At 70.0% G+C, this 22,695-nt stretch carries 20 protein-coding genes; 7 read left to right on the top strand and 13 right to left on the bottom strand.

Going from position 1 to position 22,695, the window contains the following annotated elements; translation table 11 throughout:
* Nucleotides 1-91: 91 nt before the first annotated feature.
* The 6 genes from ACIA8G_RS12075 to ACIA8G_RS12050 form a co-directional block, all read right to left on the bottom strand.
* Nucleotides 92-1,156 (bottom strand): glycerate kinase, encoded by a 1,065-nt coding sequence (locus ACIA8G_RS12075; RefSeq protein ID WP_396418401.1) that lies wholly within the window; start codon nucleotides 1,154-1,156, stop codon nucleotides 92-94.
* Nucleotides 1,144-1,953 (bottom strand): sugar phosphate isomerase/epimerase family protein, encoded by an 810-nt coding sequence (locus ACIA8G_RS12070; protein WP_396418400.1) that lies wholly within the window; start codon nucleotides 1,951-1,953, stop codon nucleotides 1,144-1,146. Before ACIA8G_RS12070 ends, ACIA8G_RS12075 begins: the two co-directional genes overlap by 13 nt.
* The gene (locus tag ACIA8G_RS12065; RefSeq protein ID WP_396418399.1) at nucleotides 1,950-3,086 is read right to left on the bottom strand and encodes a dihydrodipicolinate synthase family protein; all 1,137 of its coding nucleotides are present in this window, start codon (nucleotides 3,084-3,086) and stop codon (nucleotides 1,950-1,952) included. The genes ACIA8G_RS12070 and ACIA8G_RS12065 overlap by 4 nt, the downstream gene beginning before the upstream one ends.
* The gene (locus tag ACIA8G_RS12060) at nucleotides 3,083-4,228 is read right to left on the bottom strand and encodes a Gfo/Idh/MocA family protein (protein WP_396418398.1); all 1,146 of its coding nucleotides are present in this window, start codon (nucleotides 4,226-4,228) and stop codon (nucleotides 3,083-3,085) included. The genes ACIA8G_RS12065 and ACIA8G_RS12060 overlap by 4 nt, the downstream gene beginning before the upstream one ends.
* Nucleotides 4,229-4,372: 144 nt before the next feature.
* On the bottom strand, nucleotides 4,373-5,275 hold the full coding sequence (locus ACIA8G_RS12055) for a glycoside hydrolase family 6 protein (RefSeq protein ID WP_396418397.1): 903 nt from the start codon (nucleotides 5,273-5,275) through the stop codon (nucleotides 4,373-4,375).
* A gap of 131 nt (nucleotides 5,276-5,406) precedes the next feature.
* Complete coding sequence (locus ACIA8G_RS12050; protein ID WP_396418396.1) at nucleotides 5,407-7,620, bottom strand: glycoside hydrolase family 9 protein; 2,214 nt, start codon at nucleotides 7,618-7,620, stop codon at nucleotides 5,407-5,409.
* A 303-nt stretch (nucleotides 7,621-7,923) separates the two neighbouring features.
* On the opposite strand from ACIA8G_RS12050, the gene ACIA8G_RS12045 reads away from it, so the two are divergent.
* The 5 genes from ACIA8G_RS12045 (at nucleotide 7,924) to ACIA8G_RS12025 (ending at nucleotide 13,603) form a co-directional block, all read left to right on the top strand.
* Complete coding sequence (locus ACIA8G_RS12045) at nucleotides 7,924-9,210, top strand: ABC transporter substrate-binding protein (protein WP_396418394.1); 1,287 nt, start codon at nucleotides 7,924-7,926, stop codon at nucleotides 9,208-9,210.
* A 248-nt stretch (nucleotides 9,211-9,458) separates the two neighbouring features.
* Nucleotides 9,459-10,430 carry a carbohydrate ABC transporter permease gene (locus tag ACIA8G_RS12040; protein WP_396418393.1) on the top strand — a complete coding sequence of 324 codons (972 nt, stop codon included), beginning with the start codon at nucleotides 9,459-9,461 and terminating at the stop codon, nucleotides 10,428-10,430.
* A gap of 2 nt (nucleotides 10,431-10,432) precedes the next feature.
* Nucleotides 10,433-11,254 carry a carbohydrate ABC transporter permease gene (locus tag ACIA8G_RS12035; protein ID WP_396418392.1) on the top strand — a complete coding sequence of 274 codons (822 nt, stop codon included), beginning with the start codon at nucleotides 10,433-10,435 and terminating at the stop codon, nucleotides 11,252-11,254.
* Nucleotides 11,251-12,573 carry a GH1 family beta-glucosidase gene (locus tag ACIA8G_RS12030; RefSeq protein ID WP_396418391.1) on the top strand — a complete coding sequence of 441 codons (1,323 nt, stop codon included), beginning with the start codon at nucleotides 11,251-11,253 and terminating at the stop codon, nucleotides 12,571-12,573. The genes ACIA8G_RS12035 and ACIA8G_RS12030 overlap by 4 nt, the downstream gene beginning before the upstream one ends.
* Before the next feature lie 28 nt (nucleotides 12,574-12,601).
* Nucleotides 12,602-13,603 (top strand): LacI family DNA-binding transcriptional regulator, encoded by a 1,002-nt coding sequence (locus ACIA8G_RS12025; protein ID WP_396418390.1) that lies wholly within the window; start codon nucleotides 12,602-12,604, stop codon nucleotides 13,601-13,603.
* Between the two features lie 59 nt (nucleotides 13,604-13,662).
* On the opposite strand, the gene ACIA8G_RS12020 is transcribed toward ACIA8G_RS12025, so the two are convergent.
* Both ACIA8G_RS12020 and ACIA8G_RS12015 read right to left on the bottom strand, forming a co-directional pair.
* Nucleotides 13,663-13,866 (bottom strand): cold-shock protein, encoded by a 204-nt coding sequence (locus ACIA8G_RS12020; RefSeq protein WP_396418389.1) that lies wholly within the window; start codon nucleotides 13,864-13,866, stop codon nucleotides 13,663-13,665.
* Nucleotides 13,863-14,111: a hypothetical protein gene (locus ACIA8G_RS12015; protein WP_396418388.1), complete on the bottom strand. Its 249-nt coding sequence runs from the start codon at nucleotides 14,109-14,111 to the stop codon at nucleotides 13,863-13,865. The genes ACIA8G_RS12020 and ACIA8G_RS12015 overlap by 4 nt, the downstream gene beginning before the upstream one ends.
* Before the next feature lie 210 nt (nucleotides 14,112-14,321).
* Here ACIA8G_RS12015 and ACIA8G_RS12010 point away from each other — a divergent pair, with 210 nt between their 5' ends.
* Both ACIA8G_RS12010 and ACIA8G_RS12005 read left to right on the top strand, forming a co-directional pair.
* Nucleotides 14,322-14,552 (top strand): hypothetical protein, encoded by a 231-nt coding sequence (locus ACIA8G_RS12010; protein ID WP_396418387.1) that lies wholly within the window; start codon nucleotides 14,322-14,324, stop codon nucleotides 14,550-14,552.
* Nucleotides 14,553-14,729: 177 nt separating this feature from the next.
* Entirely contained in the window at nucleotides 14,730-17,477 is a 2,748-nt protein-coding gene (locus tag ACIA8G_RS12005) for a BTAD domain-containing putative transcriptional regulator (RefSeq protein ID WP_396418696.1), read from the top strand.
* On the opposite strand, the gene ACIA8G_RS12000 is transcribed toward ACIA8G_RS12005, so the two are convergent.
* From ACIA8G_RS12000 to ACIA8G_RS11980, 5 genes are all read right to left on the bottom strand, one after another.
* Complete coding sequence (locus ACIA8G_RS12000; RefSeq protein WP_396418386.1) at nucleotides 17,444-17,962, bottom strand: hypothetical protein; 519 nt, start codon at nucleotides 17,960-17,962, stop codon at nucleotides 17,444-17,446. The genes ACIA8G_RS12005 and ACIA8G_RS12000 overlap by 34 nt on opposite strands.
* An 81-nt stretch (nucleotides 17,963-18,043) precedes the next feature.
* A complete protein-coding gene (locus tag ACIA8G_RS11995) occupies nucleotides 18,044-19,636 on the bottom strand; it encodes a PucR family transcriptional regulator (protein ID WP_396418385.1) in 1,593 nt (530 codons plus the stop codon).
* A gap of 19 nt (nucleotides 19,637-19,655) precedes the next feature.
* A complete protein-coding gene (menC, locus tag ACIA8G_RS11990) occupies nucleotides 19,656-20,759 on the bottom strand; it encodes an o-succinylbenzoate synthase (RefSeq protein ID WP_396418384.1) in 1,104 nt (367 codons plus the stop codon).
* Nucleotides 20,756-21,436 carry a GNAT family N-acetyltransferase gene (locus ACIA8G_RS11985; protein WP_396418383.1) on the bottom strand — a complete coding sequence of 227 codons (681 nt, stop codon included), beginning with the start codon at nucleotides 21,434-21,436 and terminating at the stop codon, nucleotides 20,756-20,758. The genes menC and ACIA8G_RS11985 overlap by 4 nt, the downstream gene beginning before the upstream one ends.
* Complete coding sequence (locus ACIA8G_RS11980; RefSeq protein ID WP_396418382.1) at nucleotides 21,433-22,542, bottom strand: M20 family metallopeptidase; 1,110 nt, start codon at nucleotides 22,540-22,542, stop codon at nucleotides 21,433-21,435. Before ACIA8G_RS11980 ends, ACIA8G_RS11985 begins: the two co-directional genes overlap by 4 nt.
* Nucleotides 22,543-22,695: the final 153 nt, after the last annotated feature.

Below are 22,695 nucleotides of genomic sequence, written 5' to 3'. Positions count from 1 at the left end.
CTTCGTTTTTACAACGTTGTAAGAGCGCTCCCATCTATCCAGGCACAGGGGCCGGAGGCCGGTCTACGGCCGATCGGCGGTATCGGCGATGTCAAACCGGACAGATTTCCGCGAGCGATCTGCCCGCCGCGGCGAGCCAGCGGGCGGGTTCTCGCACGGCCGACCGCACGTCACCGGCGAGTTCGGCGAGCGACACGCACGCCATCCCGTCGGGCACCGTCGTGGCGCACGAACCCACCACGAGCGCGACCCGCCGGGCCTGGGCCGCGGCATGGCCGACGACCTTCCCCGACCAGCTCTGCTCGTCCAGCCGGCCTTCGCCGGTGATCAGCAGATCGGCCCGGCCGAGTGCGGCGGGCAGGCCGACGAGGTCCGCGACGAACCGCGCGCCCGGCACGAGCCGCGCGCCCCAGGCGGTGGCGAGCCCGAACGCCGTTCCCCCGGCGGCACCGGCGCCGGGCGCGTCGCGGTCACCGCCGAGCACGTCCGCGTACCGGGCGAGTCCCGCCTCCAGCACCGTGACGCCGGCGGTGTCCGCGCCCTTCTGCGGCGCGAACCTCCTGGCCGCCCCGGTCGGTCCGAGCAACGGTGTGTCGATGTCCACCAGGCACACGACCTCTCCGGACGGCACCAGCCCGGACAGGTCCGCTGCCGCGAGCAGGTGCAGCGCGCCGCCACCGGGAGGAAGTGGTTTCCCTTGAGAGTCCAGGAACGCGGCGCCGAGAGCCGTGAGAGCACCGGCGCCGCCGTCCGTGGTGGCGGAGCCACCCAGAGCCGCGATGATCCGGCGCGTGCCGCGGTGCCTGGCCGCGATCCTCAACAGCTGACCGAAGCCGAACGTGCTCGCGGTCAGCGGGGCCGGCGTCTCCAGCAGCGGCAGGCCGGATGCCTCCGCCAGTTCGACGACAGCCGTTCCGTCCGGCAGCAACGCCCAGTGGGCGTCGCGCTCTCGCCCGACCGGGTCGAACACCCGAGCGGGGATCAGGGACGCACCCGGAGCCAGCGCCGCGAGCGTGCCCTCTCCCCCGTCCGCCAGTGGCAGGCAGCGGACCTCGTCCTGCGGCCGGACGGCACGCCAGCCGGAGGCGATGGCCTCGGCGGCGCCGGCCGCGTCGATGCTGCCCTTGAACGAGTCCGGCGCGATCAGTACCCGCATGTCTCGGCGAACCGCTCCGCGATCAGCGGCACCACGACGTCGGCCGGCTGCCGCCACAGGTCCGCGTTGAAGATCTCCACCTCGACGTCGCCGGTGTAGCCGGCTTTCGCCACCAGCCCGGCGATGTAGGGGAAGTCGATGTGACCGTCGCCCATCACACCGCGCGCCAGCAGGGTGTCCGCGGGCAACGGGGTGATCCAGTCGCACACCTGGAACGACGCGATGCGCCCGGCCGCGCGTTCGATCTGGCGTTCGAGGTCCGGGTCCCACCAGACGTGGAACGTGTCGACCACGACGCCGACCACCTCGGGATCGAACCACTCCGCCAGGTCCAGCGCCTGCCCGAGCGTCGAGACCACGCCGCGGTCCGCGCAGTAGATCGGGTGCATCGGTTCCAGCGCGAGCCGCACCGACCGGTCCGCCGCGTACGGCGCGAGTTCCTCCAGCACGTCGGCCACCGTCGCCCGCGCCGCGATCAGGTCGCGCGACCCGGCGGGCAGTCCGCCGACCACCAGCACCAGGCACCCGGCCGACAACTCGGCCGCCTCGTCGATGGCGCGCCGGTTGTCGTCGAGCACGGCGGCGCGGTCCTGGCCGGTGAAGAACCCTCCTCGGCACAGCGACGACACCCGCAGCCCGGCCTGCGCGATCAGCTCGGCGCCGCGCTGGACGCCCACCTCCTGCAACGGTTCCCGCCACACCCCGATGGAGCCGATGCCCGCCCTCACGCACGCGTCGATCGCCTGCGGCAGGGTGCTGGAGTTGATGGTCTTCTGGTTGAGCGACAGGCGGTTCATCGCGTGACCCCGTGCAGGTCGAGCAGCAGGTTCATCCGATGCACCGCGAGCGCCGGGTCCGGCAGCAGTCCCGCCGCGTCGGCCAGCAGGAACGTCTCCACCAGGTGTGGCACCGAGCGTGCGCTCTGCAGACCACCGACCATCGAGAACCCGGGCTGCAGACCGGCCAGCCAAGCCAGGAACGCGATGCCCGTCTTGTAGTAGTACGTCGGCGCGCCGAACACGTGCCGGGCCAACGCGACGGTGGGCGCGAACACCTCGTCGTAGGTGTGCAGGTCGTTCTCGTCCAACGCCTGCAAAGCACGAGACGCCGCCGGTGCGATCGCGGCGAAGATGCCGAGCAGCGCGTCGCTCGACCCCTTGATCAGCTCGGGGTAGTGGAAGTCGTCACCGGTGTAGAGCCGGACGCCGGCGGGCAGCTGCGCCCGCAGCCTCTTCTCGTGGTCCGCGTCGAGCAGCGACACCTTGACCCCGTCGACGCGATCGGCGTGGTCGTGCACCAGTTCGAGGAACGCGGCGGTCGCCACCTCGACGTCCGCCGAACCCCAGTACCCGGTCAGCGCCGGATCGAACATCGGGCCGAGCCAGTGCAGGATCACCGGGTTCTGGGCCTGCGGCAGCAGTTTGCCGTACACCCGGCGGTAGTCCGCTGGTCCGGTCGCGGCGGCGGCCAGCTGCCGGCTGGCCATGACGATCACCTGCGCCCCGGCGTTCTGCACGACTTCGAGCTGCTCCTCGTACCCACGCAGCACAGCATCCACATCGGACACTTCGGGGCCGAGGTGGTCGGTTCCGGCACCGGCGGCGATCCGGCCGCCCGCGGCACGTGCCTCCTCACCGCTGCGGCGGATCAGTTCCTGCGTGGTGTCCCAGTCGAGGCCCATGCCGCGCTGCGCGGTGTCCATCGCCTCGGCCACGCCCAGGCCGTAGGACCAGAGGTGGCGCCGGAACGCGAGCGTGCTGTCCCAGTCGACGACAGCGGGCGCGCCAGGCCGGTTGTCCCCCAACGGATCCGCCACGACGTGGGCCGCGGCGAACGCCACCCGCGACAGGATCGGCGCGGTGGGCTTGCGCCAGACCGGTGGCTCGCGCAGGACGTGTCTGACTCCAGGCAGGACGATCTCGGTGCTCACAACGCCTCCAGTTCAAGGCGCCGGCCCGTGCGGGACGACTCCAGACCGGCCTCGGCCAGCCGGATGCCGCGCACTCCCGCGAGGAAGTCGTACGGGTGCGGGGTGTCCGCGACGACGTGCCGCACGAACTGCTCCCACTGCGCCTTGAAGCCGTTGTCGAACTCGGCGTTGTCCGGGACCTCCTGCCACTGCCCGCGGAACGACTGCGTCTCGCGCAGGTCCGGGTTCCAGACCGGCCGCGGCGTGGTCTCCCTGGGCTGCACGACGCACTTGTGCAACCCGGCGACCGCGCTGCCGTGGGTGCCGTCCACCTGGAACTCGACGAGTTCGTCGCGATGCACTCGGACGCACCAGGAGGAGTTGAGCTGGGCGACCACCCCGTCCTCCAGCTCGAAGATCGCGTACGCGGCGTCGTCGGCGGTGGCGTCGTAGGGGTTGCCGGCCTCGTCCCACCGCGTCGGGATGTGCGTGGCGGTCCGCGCGGTGACCGCGCGCACCGTCCCGAACAGGTTCTCCAGCACGTAGTTCCAGTGGCAGAACATGTCCACGGTGATGCCGCCGCCGTCCTCGGCGCGGTAGTTCCAGCTCGGCCGCTGCGCCTGCTGCCAGTCGCCCTCGAACACCCAGTAGCCGAACTCGCCGCGCACGCTCAGGATCCGGCCGAAGAACCCGCTGTCCACCAGCCTCTTCAGCTTGAGCAGGCCGGGCAGGTAGAGCTTGTCGTGCACCACGCCGTTCTTCACGCCCGCCGTGGTGGCCCGCCAGGCGAGGTCCAGCGCGCCCTCGACGGACTCGGCGACGGGCTTCTCGGTGTAGATGTGCCGCCCCGCATCGATGGCCTTGAGGATGGACTTCTCGCGCACCGCGGTGAGCTGGGCGTCGAAGTACAGCGGATACGCGTCGTCGCTGAGAGCGGCGTCGAGGTCCGTCGTCCACCTGGTGAGTCCGTGTTGCCGCGCGATCTCGGCGATCTTGTACTCGTTGCGTCCCACCAGAAGCGGCTCGAGCTGCACGAGCGTGCCGTCCGGCAGCTCCACCCCTCCCTGCTCGCGGATCGCGAGGACCGACCGGACCAGGTGCTGCCGGTACCCCATCCGCCCGGTGACGCCGTTCATCACCACACCGAGTGTGCGCACTGTCATATCGTCTCCTTGGAAAGCGCTTTCCACGTTACCGTAGACGAAGTCTCCCGAAAGTTGTCAACCTTGGTAAGCGCTTTCCAGGTACAGTCGGTCCCGCCGGGGGCACGCGGTCGTTCCACTCCGCCCGTGCCCCTGGCCCTGTGCTCAGACCCCGTCGATCAGCCGTACGGCCAGATCGGGGTTGAACGTGCCGGCGGGTGTGCTGGGCGCGATGCCACAGGGACCGTCGGACACACCAGGTGTCTTCACCCACAACAACATCTCGGCGCCGCCGCCCACCTGGGGAGCCACACCGAGCCTGCGACCGGGCGGGTTGCACCACGAACCGTTGTGCCCGTTGCCGTTGCGACTCGTGTCCACCACGAACCTCGTCGTGTAGCCGAGGTAGCCGATGACCGAGTTGGCATAACTGGTCGACTGGCTCGTGGTGTAGAAGTTGGACACGTTCACCGAGAACCCGCGCACGTTCTGCACTCCGGCTTCGTTCAGCCGGAACGCGATGGTGGACGGCGACACCCAGCCGGCGTTGCCGCCGTCGAGGTACGCGTACGTGTTCGGGGCCTTGGCCTTGAACTGCTCGGTGGCGTACTTGAGCAGGCCCGCCATCTCGGTCCGCTGCGCCTGCGTGAGGCAGTCGTAGGCGGCGAGCGCGTCCGGTTCGATGATGACCACCGCCGGTTTGGTCCCGATCCCGGCCGCGAAGCTCGAGACCCAGGTCCGGTAGGCGGCCGCGCTACCCGCGCCACCGCCCGAATGGCCACCGCAGGCATCCCTGTTGGGGATGTTGTAGGCGACCAGCACCGGGAGCTTGTCCTGCCCGTCCGCCGCGCCGGTGTAGTTCGCGACGGTCGATCCGATGTTGCTGTCGTTGCCGAACCAGCGGGCGATCGGCTTGGCGCCGATGGACGACTGGATGCGTGCCGCCCTGGAGTCGCCGGAGTTGTTCCGCGCCCAGGTTGCGGGAGCGGAGTTCGGGTTGACGTAGAAGCCGCTGGTCAGGTCGATCGGACTGGCAGCGACGGCGGATGGGACTGGTAACAGGAGCATTGCCGTGAGGGTCGCCGATAAACGGACAATCCACCGCACTGTGGATCCCCTTTCGTTCGAGCTGTTTTCCTTTCACCCGTCGCGGACACCGCCCGCGCAGCGTTGCGCGGGCGGTGAACGACGGGAGTTTTTCAGCGGGTGTCGGCGAACGCCGCGACCCAAGCGAGGGACGAGTTCCAGTTGATGGCGACCTCGTTCGTGGACCACGACCCGAGCTCGTCGATGTAGCACTTCGCCGGAGCGCAGCCGCGGAGGTTCTGCTGGGCGACCGGGTCCTGCAGACCCGAGTTGGGGCCGCCCGCGAGCGACCCGGCCGGCGGGTTGGGCAGCTTGGCGTCCACCTGGTGCGCCCAGTGCCGGTGGTGCTGGTTCTTGCTCGCGCGCTCGCCGTAGCCGCTGACGAACGACTGGTTCAGGCCGTTGCGGCCCAGCAGGTAGTCCATCGACTCGAGCACGGCGTCGCTGTACTCGCGCTTGTAGCTGAGGTCGTACGCCATCCCCATGATCACCGCGGCGTTCGTGGTGGCACTGGTCGAGCCCCACGCGTAGAGGCCGTCGGCGGGCTTGGACGGGTTGGGGTAGCCCTGCGACTTCAGGTCGTGCACGTGTCCGTCGGCGACCTGGAGCACGCGGGAGCGGGCCGCGAGCACGCGGTCGATCGGGAAGCGGAACGGCAGCCGGACGATGGTCAGGTCCGCCAGCGCACCGGTGTCCTTCCAGGAGAACCCGGCCGAGGTGAGCTTCGTGGTGACCTTGTCGAGGTACTGGCGCTTGCCGGTGGCCGCGTACAGCTCGGCGCCGGCCCAGGAGAACTCGTCGGTGACGTCGGTGTCGTCGTAGGGGCCGCCGCCGACGCTGTCCTCACGCGGGGCGAACTTGGCGGGGTTGGCCAGTGCGGCCTGCCACGCGGTCTCGGCCGCGGTGAGGCAGCGCTGCGCGAACGCGTGGTCCCACAGCTTCCAGATCCGGGCGCACTGCGCACCCGCGGCGGCCAGGTTCAGCGTCGCCGCGGTCGACGGGGCGTGCAGGTAGCGGGGCTGGGCGTCGTTGTGCGGCAGCGTCGGGTGCGCCGTCCAGGCCAGGTCGTGGATCTTGTGGTGAGCCATGCCCGCGAGCGGCTTGCCGGCCGGCACCTGCATCTTCAGCAGGAACTCGACCTCCCAGCGCGCCTCGTCCAGCACGTCCGGCACGTGGTTGCCCTGTTCCGGGATCGCCAGCAGGCCGTCGCGCAGGCCCTCGATGTCGAGCCGGTACAGGGAGCGCTCGTACACGTCCATCAGCTGCCACGCCGCCAGCGCGCCGTTCACCACGTACTTGCCGTGGTCACCGGCGTCGTACCAGCCGCCGCTCACGTCGAGCGTGTAGTCGCACTCGCCGGGCAGGCAGGGCACCGCGGTGTCGCCCTTGTTGGGGGCCACGCCGACGTGCCCGGCCGGTCGCGCGTAGGCGTCACCGACGTATTTCGCGTCGATCGGGGTGCCGCTTCGGTTGTGGTAGAAGTACGCCAGCGCGTCCCGCCGCAGCTTGTCGTAGGGCTTGGTGGCGATGTCGAACGGGTAGCTGACCTGATCGCCGACGGCCACGGTGTAACCGCTTCCAACCTGGCGATAGGACGAGAAGTCGGCGATGTGCACGTGGTCGCGCGTCATCGCGTCATCGCCCTTGACCTGCGTGTTTCCGCTCGCAACCACCGCGCCCGCCGCGTCACGCAACTGCCAGGGCAGCGGGGTCGTGGAGCTGTCGACGACCGAGGCGCGCTTCGCGCCGGACACCGGGTAGGCGTGCTGGTTGGCCCGCACCGGTGAGCCGTAGTCCCAGCCACCGCCCGGCGGGATCGCGCCACCGGTCAGCGAGACGTCGTCGAGGCACAGCGTGTAGGCCTCGGTCGCGCCGCCAGCCTGGATCGAGACCTGGCCGTTGCGGGTGGCCACTGTGGACGTACCGACGAACTCGAACGTCTTGGGAGTGCTGGTGAGCGCGGCCGCCTTGTTCATCGTGCTGGTGCCCGGCGGGGTCGCGAGCTGCACGGTCGCCCGCACGGTGACGTTCTTCGTCGCGGTGGCGGTGAAGCGCAGCGTGTAGGGCTGCCCCGCCTCCAGCGGCACGTCGTTCTGGCCGATCATCGACTGCCAGGGGTTGACGGTGCCGGCGGGGATGTCGGCGCACAACCGACCGGAATCCACTCTGGATGGAGTGTTACCGCTGCTCCACCATGGTGTCTTCACACCGTCGAAGGTGCCGTTGAGCACGCGCTCGTAGCTCTCGGCTGCCGTCGCGGGAGTCACGACGGCGGCGATGAGCACGAGCGGAAGGCCGGCTGCCACCAGCCTGGTTTTCACGGACATACCGGAACCCTCTCGGGGTCGAAGGTCTCCCGGCTCGACCGCAGCGTCAAGGCGAATGCTCACCCACGCGGCCGGATGTGTCAACGACCACACGTCACCGAACCGTGACCTGGGTTACCTCTTCACATCTGAATGGCGACGTGGTTACAGTCCTGTAAGCGCTCACAGTCTCCCCCGATCCTGAGCGCCCCACACCGGCACTCGCCGCAGCGTCGCAGCAGGTGAACGGTGTACAGCGGCCCGTAAAGCGCCCCGAAATCAGTTGTTACCGCTTGCGGACCATCCGCCAACTGGAGGTTCTTGATGACTGCTCGACCGAGGCGGGCACTGCTCGCCACAACTTTGCTCAGCGCACTGGTGGCGACCACCGCGTGCGGCGGCGGCTCCGCCGATTCCGCGTCGTCGGGCGAGACCACGCTCATCGTCAAGACCTTCAGCCAGTTCGGCTACGAGGAGCTGTTCAAGGAGTACGAGGCGAGCCATCCCGGGATCACCATCAAGGAGGAGAACACCGGCAAGCTCGGCGACTACCTGCCGAAGCTGCAGCAGTGGCTCGCCACCGGCAAGGGCGCGGGCGACGTCGTGGCCCTCGAGGAAGGCATCCTCTCGCAGTTCATGGCCAAGCCCGACCAGTTCGTGAACCTGCTCGACCACGGTGCCGCCGAGCTGAAGCCGAACTTCCTCGAGTGGAAGTGGAAGCAGGCGTCCACCGCGGACGGCAGCAAGGTCATCGGCCTCGGCACGGACGTGGGCGCGCAGGGCATGTGCTACCGCACCGACCTGTTCGCCAAGGCCGCCCTGCCCACCGACCGCGAGGAGGTCGGCAAGCTGTGGCCGACCTGGGACGCCTACATCGCGACCGGCAAGAGGTTCAAGGAGTCCAACACCGGTGCCGCCTTCTACGACGCCTCCGGTGGCCTGTACCAGAACATCCTGATGCAGCAAGGCGATCACACGTACTACGACACGTCCAACAAGCTCGTCATCGACAGCAACCCCGGCGTGAAGAAGGCCTGGGACCAGACCATCGAGATGGTCAAGGCCGGCCTCTCGGCGAACATCGCGCAGTGGAGCCCGCAGTGGAACGCCGGGTTCAAGAACGGCACGTTCGCCACGATCCCCTGTCCGTCGTGGATGCTCGGCACGATCGAGAAGCAGTCCGGCCCGGAGAACGCCGGCAAGTGGGACGTCGCCCGCGTGCCCGGTGACGGCGCCGTGCGTGGCGGGTCGTTCCTCGCGGTCCCCACGCAGAGCACGCACCAGAAGGAAGCTGTGGAGCTGGCGAAGTTCCTGACCAGCGCCAAGGGCCAGACCGCGGCGTTCAAGTCGAAGAACAACTTCCCGTCGTCGCCGCAGGCCATCGACGACCCGGCCGTCCAGAGCTTCACCAACGCGTACTTCGGCAACGCGCCGGTCGGCAAGATCTTCGGCGAGAGCGTGAAGGCGCTCAAGCCCGTCTACCTCGGCCCGGACAACCTGCCGATCAGCGACCGCGTCGGCAACGCGCTGCTGGCCGTGGAGCAGGGCAAGCTCCAGCCGGACGAGGCCTGGGCCAAGGCCGTCGACGACGCCAAGCGTCTGGTCAAGTAGCGACTTGGCAGCCGGAGCGTGCCCCCGAACCGCTCCGGCTGCCAACCCCACCCCGCTATGGCGTCTGCAAGTACCACCAACACAACATCAACAGGCAGTTTTCTACCACCAACCGCCCCCAGCCCAGGCACGGCCTCGGCGCGGAGAGTGAGTTGGGTGTAGTTGGCGGCGGTTCGATCATGGGTTGGTGGTACTTGCAGACATCAGCGGCGCGGGCGCCAATCACGCCGATCCACTGAGGACACACGTTGCTGACTGAACTGCGGCCGGAACCGGCCACGAGCAAGAGGACCGCCGGCGACGGCGGCACACCTCCCCCGGCGAAACCGCCGTCCTGGTTCGCCCGGAAAGACGCGTCCTGGTCGCCGTACCTGTTCGTCGCGCCGTTCTTCGTGATCTTCGGGATCTTCGGCCTGTTCCCGCTCGTCTTCACGGCCTGGGTGTCGTTGCACGACTGGGAGATCACCGGCGCGGGCGGGTTCGTCGGGCTGGACAACTACGTGACGTTGTTCGGTGACCCGGACTTCTGGAACGCGGTCGGCAACACCCTCGGCATGCTCGTGCTCTCGACGGTGCCACAGCTGCTGTTCGCGCTGATTCTCGCCAGCCTGCTCAACCAGAAGCTGCGCGGGCTCACGTTCCTGCGGATGGGTGTGCTCCTGCCGATCGTGACCTCGGTGGCCGCGGTGGGCATCGTGTTCAGCCAGATCTTCGACCGCGACGCGGGCATGGTGAACGGCCTGCTCGGCCTGTTCAGCATCGACCCGATCGACTGGCGCGCCGACAAGTGGTCGTCGTGGACGGCGATCTCCGCCATGGTCAACTGGCGGTGGACCGGCTACAACGCCGTCATCTACCTGGCCGCGATGCAGTCGATCCCGCGGGACCTCTACGAGGCCGCGACCGTGGACGGAGCCTCGAAGATCCGGCAGTTCTGGAGCATCACCGTCCCGATGATCAGGCCGGCCATCATCTTCACGGTGATCGTCTCGACGATCGCGGGCATGCAGCTCTTCACCGAACCGCTGATCTTCGGTCAGGGCAGCTTCGCGATCGCCGGCGGCAGCCTGCGGCAGTTCCAGACCGTGTCGATGTACATGTTCGAGAAGGCGTTCCAGGACTTCGACTACGGGTACGGCTCCGCGGTCGCCTGGATGATCTTCCTGCTGATCACGGTCCTCGCGGTGATCAACTTCCTCGTCACGCGAAAGGGGAGGTAGCCGTGCGCAGGACCCAGCCGCTTCTCTACGGCACGCTTCTCGCGGGCATCGCGCTCTCGGCGTTCCCGCTGTACTGGCTCTTCGTCGTCGCCACCCGGTCCAACGACGTCGTCGGTGACTGGCCGCCGCCGCTCGTGCCCGGCCCGAACCTGTGGGACAACCTCGGCCGGCTGTTCGACGCCGAGCAGGCGAACTTCCTGCTGGGCCTGTGGAACTCCGCGCTGTCGTCGGTCGTGGTCACCGTGGCCGTGGTGTTCTTCTCCTCGCTCGCCGGTTTCGCCTTCGCCAAGCTGAAGTTCCGCGGCCGCAACGGCCTGCTGCTGGTGATCCTCGCGACCATGATGATCCCGGTGCAGATGGGCATCATCCCGCTGTACATGATCATGGTGGAACTGGGCTGGCAGAACAGGATGGAAGCGATCATCGTGCCATCGCTGGTGTCCGCGTTCGGCGTGTTCCTCATGCGGCAGTACGCAGAGCGCGCCGTGCCCGACGAGCTAATCGAGGCCGCCAGGGTCGACGGCTGCAGCACGTTCCGCATCTTCTGGACCGTGGTGCTCCCGGCACTGCGTCCCGGTGCCGCGGTGCTCGGCCTGTTCACGTTCATGGGGACGTGGAACGACTTCCTGTGGCCGCTGGCCGTTCTCGAGGCGGACAACCCGACCGTCCAGTTCTCGCTGAGCCAGCTCTCCACCACCTACTACACCGACTACACGCTGATGTTCACCGGAGCGCTGGTCGCCACGGTGCCACTCCTGCTCGTCTTCATCGCGTTCGGTCGCCAGATCATCGGCGGCATCATGGAAGGGGCGGTCAAGGCATGACCACGTTCGCACCCGGCTTCCTCTGGGGGGCAGCCACCTCGAGCTACCAGATCGAGGGCGCGGTCGCCGAGGACGGACGTCTACCGTCCATTTGGGACACCTTCTGCGCCACACCGGGCAAGGTGGACAACGGTGACACCGGCGAGGTGGCCGCCGACCACTACCACCGCTATCCCGACGACGTCGAGATCATGCGAGAGCTGGGACTCGGCGCGTACCGGTTCTCCATAGCGTGGCCGCGCGTGCAGCCACTCGGCTCCGGCGCGGTCGAGCAGCGCGGCCTCGACTTCTACCGGCGGCTCGTGGACACGTTGCTGGAGCAGGGAATCCAGCCGTGGCCGACGCTGTACCACTGGGATCTCCCCCAGCCACTGGAGGACGCGGGCGGCTGGCCGGAACGCGACACCGCGCTGCGCTTCGCCGAGTACGCGGCGATCGTGCACGAGGCTCTCGCCGACCGGGTGACCCACTGGACGACGTTGAACGAACCGTGGTGCTCGGCGTTCCTCGGCTACGCCACCGGCAGGCACGCACCCGGCCGCCGCGAGCCCGCCGCGGCGATCCGCGCCGCGCACCACCTGCTGCTGGGCCACGGCCTCGCGGTCAAGGCGATGCCGGAAGCACGGGCGGGCATCACGCTGAACCTCACGCACGTCACCCCCGTCTCCCACTCGGACGCCGATCTCGACGCGGCACGGCGGATCGACGGGATGCAGAACCGGATCTTCCTCGACCCGCTGCTGCTCGCCGCCTACCCGGAGGACGTCGTCGCGGACCTCGAGCCGGTCACCGGCCTCGACCACGTGCAGGAAGGCGACCTCAAGACCATCGCCGCGCCGATCGACTTCCTGGGCGTGAACTACTACTCCCCCATGCTGGTCGGCCACGGCACGACGCCGAGCCCGTCCGCCTACGTGGGCTCCGAGCACGTCGTCCAGCACGACGGCGGCAGGCAGCGGACGTCCATCGGCTGGGAGATCGACGCGCGCGGCCTGCTCGACCTGTTGCTGCGGCTGGAGCGCGACTACCCCTCGATTCCCTTCTACATCACCGAGAACGGCGCCGCGTTCGACGACGAGGTGCACGACACGGCGCGCGTCGCGTACCTCGACGGGCACCTGCGGGCGTGCGCGGAGGCGGTGTCGCGCGGAGTGCCGTTGCAGGGCTACTTCGCGTGGTCGCTGCTGGACAACTTCGAGTGGTCCTTCGGCTACGCCCAGCGGTTCGGCATCGTGCACGTCGATTACGAGACCCAGCGCCGCACCCTGAAGGACAGTGCGCGGTGGTACGGCGACGTGATCCGGCGTGGTGGCCTGTGAGCGCTTACAGGATTGGTAGGCTCCGGCCATGAACACGCGACCGCCCACCCTCGAAGAGGTGGCGCAGCTGGCCGGCGTCTCCACCGGCACGGTGTCGCGCGTCATCAACAACGCCCGCCACGTGAGCGACAAGTCGCGGCGCGCCGTCCAGCACGCCATCGAGGAGCTGGGCTACGTCCCGAACACCGCGGCCCGCTCGCTGGCCACCCAGCGCCGCGGTGCCATCGTGCTCGCGATCTCCAGTGACGACCCGGCGCTGTTCGCGAACCAGTTCTTCGCCGAGGTGATCACCGGGGTCAACGCGATCATCGAGGAGACCGATCTCCAGCTGATGCTGGTGCTCGCCGCGTCGGAACGGGGCAGGGCCCGGCTCTCCCGCATCCTGCAGTCCCGCAGCGCGGACGGCGTGCTGTTGCTGGCGCTCAAGGAGAACGACCCGCTGTCGAAGATGACGGAGGAGAGCGGCCTGCCCGCCGTGCACGGCGGACGGTCGCTCGACCGGACCCCGCAGTGGTACGTCGACGCGGACAACCGCGGCGGCGCGCGCACGGCGGTCGAGCACCTCATCGCGTCCGGTCGCAGGAACATCGCCACCATCACGGGCGAGCTCGAGACGCACGCCGGCACGGCACGCTTCCTCGGCTTCCGCGAGGCCGTCGTGCTCGCCGGGCTGAGTGACGCACGGGTGGCGCACGGCGACTTCAGCGAGGCCTCCGGGGCCGCGGGCATGAAGCTGCTGCTCGACGATCATCCCGATCTCGACGCGGTGTTCGTCGCGTCGGACGCCATGGCCGCCGGGGCGCTGACCGTGCTGCAGGAACACGGCAAGCGGGTGCCGGAGGATGTCGCCCTGGTCGGGTTCAACGACATCGTCACGGCCAAGCACATGCACCCCGCGCTGACCACGGTCCGGCAGCCGATCGAGGCGCTGGGCCGGGAGATGACGAGGATGCTGGTCCGGCTGCTGGCCGGGGAACAGCCGACGTCGTTGATACTGCCCACCGAGCTGATCATCCGCGACTCGGCCTGAACGCGAAGAACGGGGCGGACGGTCGTGATGACCGGTCCGCCCCGTTCGTTCAAAGCTGGTCAGAGAACGCGCACGGCCAACGCCTGCGGTCCCTTCTGGCCCTGCCCGATCTCGAACTCCACGGGCTGGTTGTCCGGGATGCCCTGGAAGTCGTATCCCTGGACCTCGGTGTGGTGCACGAAGAGGTCCGGTCCGCCGCCCTCAGGAGCGATGAAGCCGAAACCCTTGCTGCCGTTGAACCATTTGACAGTTCCACGAGTCATCCGCGTGCTCCTTCTGCAGACCGGAACACGTCGAGCGCCTCCGGGAAAGTCAGGGCGGGTAGATCGTCACGCGCGACGGCGGGACGGTGCCCTGATGCCGGTGGCAGGTTCACCAGACCGAGCATGGACAGCAGTTCACGGCAGTCACCCACGTCGTGGGAGTGTTCCGCCACTCTCCTGGCGGCCTGACGCTGGTGGACGAGCTCCGCCTTCTGCGCGGAGAGCCGGGCTTCAGCGAAGTCCACGGCCGCACGCCTCGGCCCGCTGGGCGAGCTGGATGACGAAGGCTGGCGATCCGGCTGCAAGCCGGCGCTCCTGTCTCCGGCCGGAAACCACCGGACCGGACGGGATCGGGGACCGCATCGGCCGAATGCCGCAGGCTGGAACCCCAACTCGGCCCACAGTAGCCTACCGGGCACGGACATGCGCGCAGGCAGAGCGCGTACTGTCGGTCCATGCCGGATGAACAAGGTGGCCCCTCGCTCGAACCCACGCTCGCCGAATGGCTCAAGGCCCGTGAGGAGACCGCGCGCCACCTCGCGGCGAGGGCCGTCGGCACCGTGAACGAGACGTGGGTGCAGCGCCTGGCAGACCTGCTCGCCACCGAGCGGTCGTGGCAGGACCAGTACACCGACCTGGTCGCGCTCGGCAGCCGCGACGGCCGGTTCCCCACCTCGAACCGCTGACCGTCCACTGTGGATGATCAGACGTGACTTTAGTTCATAATTGACGAACTGCCACATTTTCTCGCAAATTAGCACCACAGCCGCGGCGCCACCACTATCCTGCCGCCTGCGCCGGTTCCTGTCAGCAGAAACCGCGCGAAGGCCCCGAGGATCGGAGGAGCCATCAGCGGGTTGAGCGTGCGGTTGCTGGGCCCGCTCGAGGTCTGGCGGGACGATCATCAGGAACCCCTCGGCGGGGTGAAGCAGCGGGCCCTGCTCGCCCACCTGGCGTTGCACGCGAACACCGGCGTCTCACTGGACCAGCTGGTAGAGGCGCTGTGGCCGGTGTCGCGGCCGCGGTCGGTGATCGCGAACGTCCGCACTTACGTCTGGCAACTTCGGCAGCTGCTCGACGCGCACCTGCGCACGCACGGCACCGGGTACGTGCTGACGTTGGAGGCGCACGAACTCGACGCGCTGCTGTTCCAGGCCCTGGTGGCCGAAGCACGAAGCCGGCCGGAGACCGCGCTGGACGCGTTGCGGCGGGCCGAGTCGCTGTGGCGCGGCCGGCCGCTGGCGGACCTGCCGGACCACGACGCCTGGGCCCCCGCGATCGCCCGGCTGGACGAGGCACGGCTCGCGGCGACCGAGCAGCGGCTCGCCCTGCAGGTGGAACAGGGTGACAGCGCCGCCATCCCGGAGATGCGGGCGTTGCTGGCCGAGCACCCGTACCGCGAGAGCGTGTGCGGCCGGCTGATGGTCGCGTTGCACCGGGACAACCGGCGGGCCGAGGCCCTGCAGGTCTACGCGGACATGCGCGAACGCCTCGACGGTGAGCTCGGGCTCGAACCGGGGCCGGTGCTGAGGGATGCTCATCTCGCGGTGCTGCGGGACGAACCGGCACCCGTGACCGCGGCCCGCGCCGAGCCGATCAGGCAGCTCCCGCCGGCGGTGTCCGATTTCTGCGGCCGCACAACGGAAACCGCGACCCTCGCCGCCGCACTGATGCGCGGCTCGGTGTCCGCACCGGTGGCGGGCATCACCGGACCGCCGGGCGTCGGCAAGTCGACGCTCGCGATCAGGGTGGCCCACCAGGTCGGCGACCACTTCCCGGACGGGCAGCTGTACGTCGATCTCGGCGGCACCGCCGAACACCCGCGTGAACCGGGGGAAGTGCTCACAGAACTGTTGCACGCCTTGGGAGTCACCGGTGCCGGGCTGCCCTCCGGCGTCACCGCACGCGCGGCGCTCTACCGCTCCCGGCTCGCCGGGCGACGGGTGCTGGTGCTGCTCGACGACGCCGCCTCGGTGAGCCAGGTCGTGCCGTTGCTGCCGGCCGAGGCCGGCTGCGCGGTGCTGGTCACGAGCAGGCGCAGGCTGTCGGAGCTGCCGGGGGCGTGCCAGGTCGAGGTGCCGCCGTTCCACCCGGACGAGGCCGCCGCCCTGCTCGCGGGCATCGCGGGCGAGGACAGGGTCAGCGCCCAGCCCGGCGAGGCGGCGGCGATCGCGCTGGCCTGCGGGCACCTTCCGCTGGCGATCAGGGTCGCCGGCGCGCGGCTGGCCGGGCGCGGCGGGTGGTCGTTGCAGGTGCTGCGGGAACGGCTGGTCGACGAGTCGACGCGGCTGCGTGAGCTGTGTTCCGGTGAGCTGGCGGTGCGGGCGAGCTTCGACCTCAGCGTGCGGCAACTGCCGGAGCCCGAGTCGCGGGCGTTCGTGCGGCTGGCGTTGCTCGGCCCGCACGACTTCCCGGGCTGGGTGGTCGAGACGTTGCTCGACGAGCCGGGGAGCGATCACCTGGTGGACGGGCTGGTCGACGCCAACCTGCTCGAGTCCTGCGGCGCCGACGGCATCGGCCAGCCGCGCTACCGGCTGCACGACCTGTTGCGCTGCCACGCGTTGAGCGACGCACCGCCGGACCGGGCGGCCGCACTGGAACGGACGCTGCGGGCGTGGCTGTGGCTCGCGGTCACGGCAGCGCGCCGATTACCGGTCACGTTCGGCACCACGATCGCCGACGTGGACCGGGTCCGCGCCCCGGAACACCTGCTCGCCGAACCGGTCGCGTGGTTCGAGGCGGAGCGGCGGACGTTGTGCGGTGCGGTCGATCTCGCCGCGGCCGCCGGTCTCGACGAGGTGGCGTGGCAGCTCGCGGCGGCCTGCGTGCCGTTCTTCGACCTGCACAGCCACTACGAGGACTGGGCACGGACGCACCTGCGGGCGTTGCAATGCGTTCGTGCGGCCGGCAACAAGGCGGGTGAGGCGGCACTGTTGCGCGGTGTCGCCCAGGTGCACATCTACCGCGACGAGTTCGCCGATGCCGAACAGGAACTGCTTGCCGCGCAAGACCTCTACCGCTCGATCGGCGACGAGCGCGGTCAGGGCATCGCGGTCGCCGGCGTCGGAGTGGTGTACCGGCTGCGAGCCGAGTACGAACGCTCGATGACCTGCTACACCGAGGCGTTGCGACTGCTGGAATCCGCGGGAGACCTGCACTCCGTCGCCCACGTGCGGGCGTCGATCGGGGCTGTGCACGGTGCTCTCGGTGACCTGGAGGAGGCCCGCACCTGGCTCACCGGCGCCCGGCAGCTGGCCGCCGATCTCGGTGACGCGCACCGGGAGGCGCTCGTCCTGGTCCGGCTGTCCGCCCTGCACCGCACCGCGGGCGAGCACGAGGCCGAACTGGTCAGCGCGCGCCGGGCCGTGACGATCCTGCTGGAGCTGACCGACGAACGGTGCACCGCGTTCGCCCAGGTCGAGCTGGCCGAGGCGCTGATCTCCAACGGCCACCCGCAGGCGGCGCACGATCTGGCCGAACAAGCGCTGGAGACCTACCGCCGGACGGGCAACCGCGAAGGCGAACCCGCCGCGCTGCGCACGTTGGCGCGCGCGGCGGGTGCCCTGGCCGCCCTGAATCAGTTGCTGTTGCCGGGCTTCCAGCCGAGGTAGTTGCGGAAGTAGCCGGTCGACGTGCCGTGGCCGATCTTGCCGCCGACACTGGTCGACCAGAAGCCGCCGTTGCCGTCCGCGATGCCGACGTGGCCCCACTGGCTGGTGTTCCAGAAGACGAACGCGCCCCTGGGCGGCTGCCCCGTCGTGTGCCGGGCGCCGTCGGAGGAACGCCAGTGGTCGATGGCCGAGGCGTGGTGCGTGCTGCGGGCCCACGCGAGGCGGACGGCCCGCTCGCAGTAGCCCTCGTACGCCGTGCTGCCCCGGCGGTCCGACATCCACTTGATGGCGCCGGCCGCCGTCTGCTGGATGCCGATCTCACCGTCGAACGCCGGCGCGGTGGCCGTGTCCTCGAGCCACGGCTGCGCGATCTCGACGTTGGTGCTGAACACTTCCTGGCTCGTCGCACCGGCCGGTGCGGCGGTGCCGATCAGTGCCGCGCCCAGCAGGCCGACGACCGCGGCCGTCACTTTGGTGAACCGCATGAAGATCCCCTTTTCCATGTCTGCTCTGCACGAGCAGCTTGGGGAGGGGTCATCCACGGCGGATACATCGCCGATACACGGTCAGCCGCCGGGGTGCCACAACCTCAGCTGGAGCATCAGCGCGAAGCGCACGTCCGGATCGGTGAGGTCGATCTCGCCCACCTCGGACAGGCGGCGCAACCGGTAGCGGAAGGTGCTCGGGTGCACGAAGACCGCGGCGGACGCGGCGGCGACGTCGCCGAAGGCGTCCAGCCACGCGCCGAGCGTCTGCACCAGGCAGGCGTTGTGCTTGCGGTCGTACGCGACCAGGCGTGCCAGCGGACCGGAGAGCCCGTCCCCGCGTTCGGCGATCCGGTCGGACAGTTCGAGCAACAGCCCTTCGCTGTGCACGTCGGACAGGCGAGCCACCGGGCCTCGCCCCCGGCCGGCCCGCAGCACCCGCAGCACGAGATCGGCACCGGCCTTCGACTTCGCCAGTCCGAGGCCGTCCGCGACCGGGCCGACGCCGATGAGCACCGCGGGCCGATCACCGATGCGGTTGCGGAAGTCGGTCGCCGTGCGGGCGGCCGCGTCGTCCTGGGACACCGGCAGGATCGCGTACGCGACATCGCCGACCAGCGCCGCGGCCGCGCGGGGGTGCACGGCGCTGAGGTGCATCGCGAGTGCGTCGGCGATCTGCTGGCGTTGCGCGAGGTGCTCGGCGTGCCGGGCCGGGTCGTCGCCGTGGGAGTCCTCCAGCGCCAGCGCGAGCACCACCGCGGCCTGATCGGCCAGCCCGAGCCTGCGCAGTGCTTCGGCCGCGCCCGCGCCACCTTCTACCGCGGTGCTGACGAGGTCGGCCCGCAGCCTGCGCTCGACGTCCGCGCCCGCCCGTTGCCGCATCAGGTGCAGCGCCACCAGGTTCGCCGCGTCGCAGAACGCCCTGGCGCGGTCGTCCGGCAGCGGTTCGCGGACCACGGCCCAGATGGAGCCCAGGATCTCGTCACCGGCGCGGACCGCGATCGCCATGCGCGGCAACACCGTCTCGTCGCCCGGCATGCTGTCGATGTACACCGGCCCGCCGCTGCGGTAGAGCCGCCGGAAGACACCGCGCTGTTCCAGGCTTTGCGAGTACTTCCTGGGCACCTGCCTGCCGAGGATCGTCTCGACGCGCGAGGGATCGGTGTCCTCCTGCCGTCCGGAGAACGCCAGCACCCGCGAGCTGCGGTCCTCGATCGTCACCGGCGCGCCGATCAACGCCGCCACGGCGTTGGCCAGCGCGAACAGATCTCCTGACGGCAGTCCGCCAAGGGTTTCACCAGGACCGACGTCGTCCTCGGCCAGCAGCGAGCGCAGCAACGCGGCGAGCTGCGTCCAGGACGCGCCCGGCGCCAGGCCGAGCAGCGCCACCCCCGAGTGCTCAGCCGCCGCGATGATCTCGTCGGTCACCGCGAGCGGAGCACGCACCATCAACGCGGCGGCGTCGTGCGTGCCCAGCTCGGCGAGCCGGGCGCTGATCTCGGCCGGTTCCCGCAGCCCGATGCCGAGCACCAGCGCCTGCCCCGGGAGCACCTGGTCGTCGAGCGGGTCGTCGATCACCACGCCGCCGACGTCGTCCGCCCGGCCGGGGTCGCCGGCGAGGAGGTCGATCAGGGTGGTGCCGAGTTCGTCCAGCACCCTGGCCAGCGTGCTCATCCCACCACCATGCCACGGTCTACAGTGGAATCCATTCCGTCTTCACCGTGACCTCGTCCAGCGCGTCCTGGTCAGGCGCGATCCCGATCCCCGGTCCGGTGGGCACGGTCAGGTGCCCGTCGTCGAGCACGAACGGCGTGGTGATGTCGGTGCGGTAGTAGCGGCCGGACGCCGAGGTGTCACCCGGCAGCGTGCACCCCGGCAACGCGGCGAGAGCCACGTTCACCGCCCGGCCGATGCCGGTCTCCAGCATCCCGCCACACCACACCGCGATGCCGTGCGCCGCGCAGACGTCGTGGATGCGCCGCGACTCGAGGTAGCCGCCGACCCGTCCCGGCTTGATGTTGATCACCTGGCAGGCGCCGAGCCTGATGGCGTCGGCGGCGGCCTGCGCGGAGGTGATCGACTCGTCCAGGCAGATCGGCGTGCGCACCACCTTCGCCAGCTCGGCGTGCGCGAGCAGCTCCTCCTCGTCCAGCGGCTGTTCGATCAGCAGCAGGTCGAACGGGTCGAGCTTGGCCAGGTGCCGGGCGTCGCCGAGTGTGTAGGCGGTGTTCGCGTCGACCTGGAGCAGCACATCGTCGCCGAAGCGTTCGCGCACCGCGCGCACGGGCTCGACGTCCCAGCCCGGCTCGATCTTCAGCTTGATCCGGACGTAGCCCTCGGCGAGGTAGCCGTCGACGGCGTCCAGCAGTTCGGGGATCGAGTCCATGATGCCGACGGACACCCCGCACGGCACCCGGTCGCGGGTGGCGCCGAGCTCGCGCGACAACGGCACGCCACGCGCCCGCAGTTCGGCGTCGAGCACCGCGGTCTCCAGCGCTGCCTTGGCCATCCGGTGCCCGCGGAACTTCCTGAGCGAAGGCGCGACCGCGGTGGCACCGGAGAACTCCCCCGCCAGCGCGGGCACGAGGAACCGGCGCAGCACGTCCGCGCAGCCGTCCACGTACTCCGACGAGTAGACCGGGTCCGGCATCGCGACGCACTCGCCCCAGCCCTCGGCCTCGTCGGTGACGGCACGCAGCAGCAACAACGTCCGCACGGTCTGTGTGCCGAACGAGGTGCGGAACGGTGCCACCAGCGGCATCTCGATGCGCCGGACCTCGACTCCGGAGAGCTTCACGCGTCGTTCCTTTCCACGATGTACCACCCTGCTCGATCGAATCCGGTCACCCGCGCGCCGCCTGCCAGCAGCCCGCCGAGCTCCTCCCGCACGTCCAGCCGCCATCGGCGGGCACGAGCGGGATCGTTGGCGCGCAACGCCTCGATGTCCTCCGGCACCGCGACACGGACAGTGCTGCCACGCTGCGGCACGGGCGCGCTGTCGAGCCGCCAGCGCACCAGCAGCCGGTCGCTCTCGTCGCCGCGGTTGATGGCGTCGTCCATCGGGCCGTAGCAGTCCGGCAGGTACCCGGCGACCTCGGCGCCGAGCTTGACCAGGTTGAAGTAGGCGTTGCGCCGCACCAGCGGGTCGAACGTCCAGGAGATCTCGGTGATCCCGTGTTGCAGGGCCCACGCGCGCTGGTCGAGCTTGAGCGCGTAACCGACGTTGCGCCCGCGCACGCCCGCCGCCACCGCGGTGACGTGGCTGTGCAGCTCACGTGCCGACGGTGGCGAGCAGAACCCGACAGACGCGCCGATCAGGCCTGCGTCGTCGAAGGCGCCCGCGACGTAACCACCGGCCATCGTCAGCGCCCGCAGCAGCTTGGCCGAGACCGGCGAGACCTTCCACGTCTGCTCGTACAGTTCTTCCACCGCAACGAGATCGGCGAGTTCGGTCAACTGCCGCACGGCGGTCATCTCGTCACCAGCTCCCCGATGAGCGCGGCCAGAAGCGCGGTGCGCGGCGCCAACTCCGCCACCAGCACGTGCTCGTGCTCGGCGTGTGCCCCGCCGCCGACCGCACCGAGCCCGTCGAGCGTGGGAGTCCCGACCCCAGCGCTGAAGTTGCCGTCGGACGCACCACCGACCGCGGCCTTCTCCAACGGGCCGATCCCGAGGCCCGCCGCAAGTTTCGCGGCCAGCACGAACAGATCCGCGGACGCCGTGTGCTCCAGCGGCGGCCGGTTGGGCCCGCCGGTCACCTCCACCCGCGCCCCCGCGAGCACCGGTTCGAGCGAGCGGATGGCCTGGTCGACGCGCCGCTGCTCGCCGACATCGCGGCACCGCACGTCGACAGCGAACTCTCCTTGCGCGGCAACGGTGTTCGCCGTGACACCCGCGGACAGCAACGTCGGCGTCACGGTCGTGCCCAGGGAGTGGTCCGCCAGCCCGGACACGGCCAGCACCTGGTGGGCGGCCTCCACCGTCGCACTCACGCCGCGTTCCGGTTCGAGCCCGGCATGAGCCGCGCGCCCCAGCAGCGTCACCTCGTACCGCGACACGCCCTTGCGCTCGGTCTTGAGCGCGCCACCGTCCGCCGACGCCTCCGTCACCAGCGCGGCGGGGTGCTCCCCTGCCTCGGCCTCGATCAGACCCCGCGACGACGGCGAACCCAGCTCCTCGTCACCGGTGATGAGCACGGTGACGCCGTCCAGGCCGGGCAGCGCGGCCACGGCGTGGAAGATCATCGCGACACCGGCCTTCATGTCGAAGCAGCCGGGCCCGCGCAGCACGCCCTCTCGCACCTCGAACGGCAGCCGGTCCAGTGTCCCGATCGGCCACACCGTGTCGTGGTGCCCGAGCAGCAGCACGCGGCGCGGCCCGGTGCCCAGCCGCCAGCGCAGGTGGGTGCGGCCGTCGAGCACGATCTTCTCCGGGGGCGCGCCCAGCAGCGCGCTGCCCACGGCCGCGGTGACGTCGGCGCTGCGCGCGACCGCAGCCAGGTCGTGTGACGGCGACTCGCACCGCACCAGTCGCCCGATGTCTGCCAGCAGCAGCCGGCTCTCGAACAGCTCCACCCTCATGTCAGCCAACGCTAGACACGGTGGCGGGCCCGCACTTCGTCCTGAACGACGAAATCGATGCGCCCGGTTCCTCCGCGGTGACTAACCCCAGTGGTCGGATGGCTTATAGGCACCCTGCGGTCACGGCCGGCGATGCCATCAGGCATGGTGTGC

The organism is Lentzea sp. NPDC051213 (assembly GCF_044455585.1).
In the GTDB taxonomy this organism is placed as follows: domain Bacteria; phylum Actinomycetota; class Actinomycetes; order Mycobacteriales; family Pseudonocardiaceae; genus Lentzea.
The sequence above is the reverse complement of the archived record's forward strand: the minus strand, read 5'-3'. Positions and strand labels throughout refer to the sequence as shown.

Bases quoted from the DNA above. Each gene is read 5' to 3' on its own strand.
- ACIA8G_RS12075 (WP_396418401.1), bottom strand. From the start codon at position 1,156: ATGCGGGTACTGATCGCGCCGGACTCGTTCAAGGGCAGCATCGACGCG.
- ACIA8G_RS12070 (WP_396418400.1), bottom strand. From the start codon at position 1,953: ATGAACCGCCTGTCGCTCAACCAGAAGACCATCAACTCCAGCACCCTG.
- ACIA8G_RS12060 (WP_396418398.1), bottom strand. From the start codon at position 4,228: ATGACAGTGCGCACACTCGGTGTGGTGATGAACGGCGTCACCGGGCGG.
- ACIA8G_RS12055 (WP_396418397.1), bottom strand. From the start codon at position 5,275: ATGCTCCTGTTACCAGTCCCATCCGCCGTCGCTGCCAGTCCGATCGAC.
- ACIA8G_RS12050 (WP_396418396.1), bottom strand. From the start codon at position 7,620: ATGTCCGTGAAAACCAGGCTGGTGGCAGCCGGCCTTCCGCTCGTGCTC.
- ACIA8G_RS12045 (WP_396418394.1), top strand. From the start codon at position 7,924: ATGACTGCTCGACCGAGGCGGGCACTGCTCGCCACAACTTTGCTCAGC.
- ACIA8G_RS12030 (WP_396418391.1), top strand. From the start codon at position 11,251: ATGACCACGTTCGCACCCGGCTTCCTCTGGGGGGCAGCCACCTCGAGC.
- ACIA8G_RS12025 (WP_396418390.1), top strand. From the start codon at position 12,602: ATGAACACGCGACCGCCCACCCTCGAAGAGGTGGCGCAGCTGGCCGGC.
- ACIA8G_RS12020 (WP_396418389.1), bottom strand. From the start codon at position 13,866: ATGACTCGTGGAACTGTCAAATGGTTCAACGGCAGCAAGGGTTTCGGC.
- ACIA8G_RS12010 (WP_396418387.1), top strand. From the start codon at position 14,322: ATGCCGGATGAACAAGGTGGCCCCTCGCTCGAACCCACGCTCGCCGAA.
- ACIA8G_RS12000 (WP_396418386.1), bottom strand. From the start codon at position 17,962: ATGCGGTTCACCAAAGTGACGGCCGCGGTCGTCGGCCTGCTGGGCGCG.
- ACIA8G_RS11995 (WP_396418385.1), bottom strand. From the start codon at position 19,636: ATGAGCACGCTGGCCAGGGTGCTGGACGAACTCGGCACCACCCTGATC.
- ACIA8G_RS11985 (WP_396418383.1), bottom strand. From the start codon at position 21,436: ATGACCGCCGTGCGGCAGTTGACCGAACTCGCCGATCTCGTTGCGGTG.
- ACIA8G_RS11980 (WP_396418382.1), bottom strand. From the start codon at position 22,542: ATGAGGGTGGAGCTGTTCGAGAGCCGGCTGCTGCTGGCAGACATCGGG.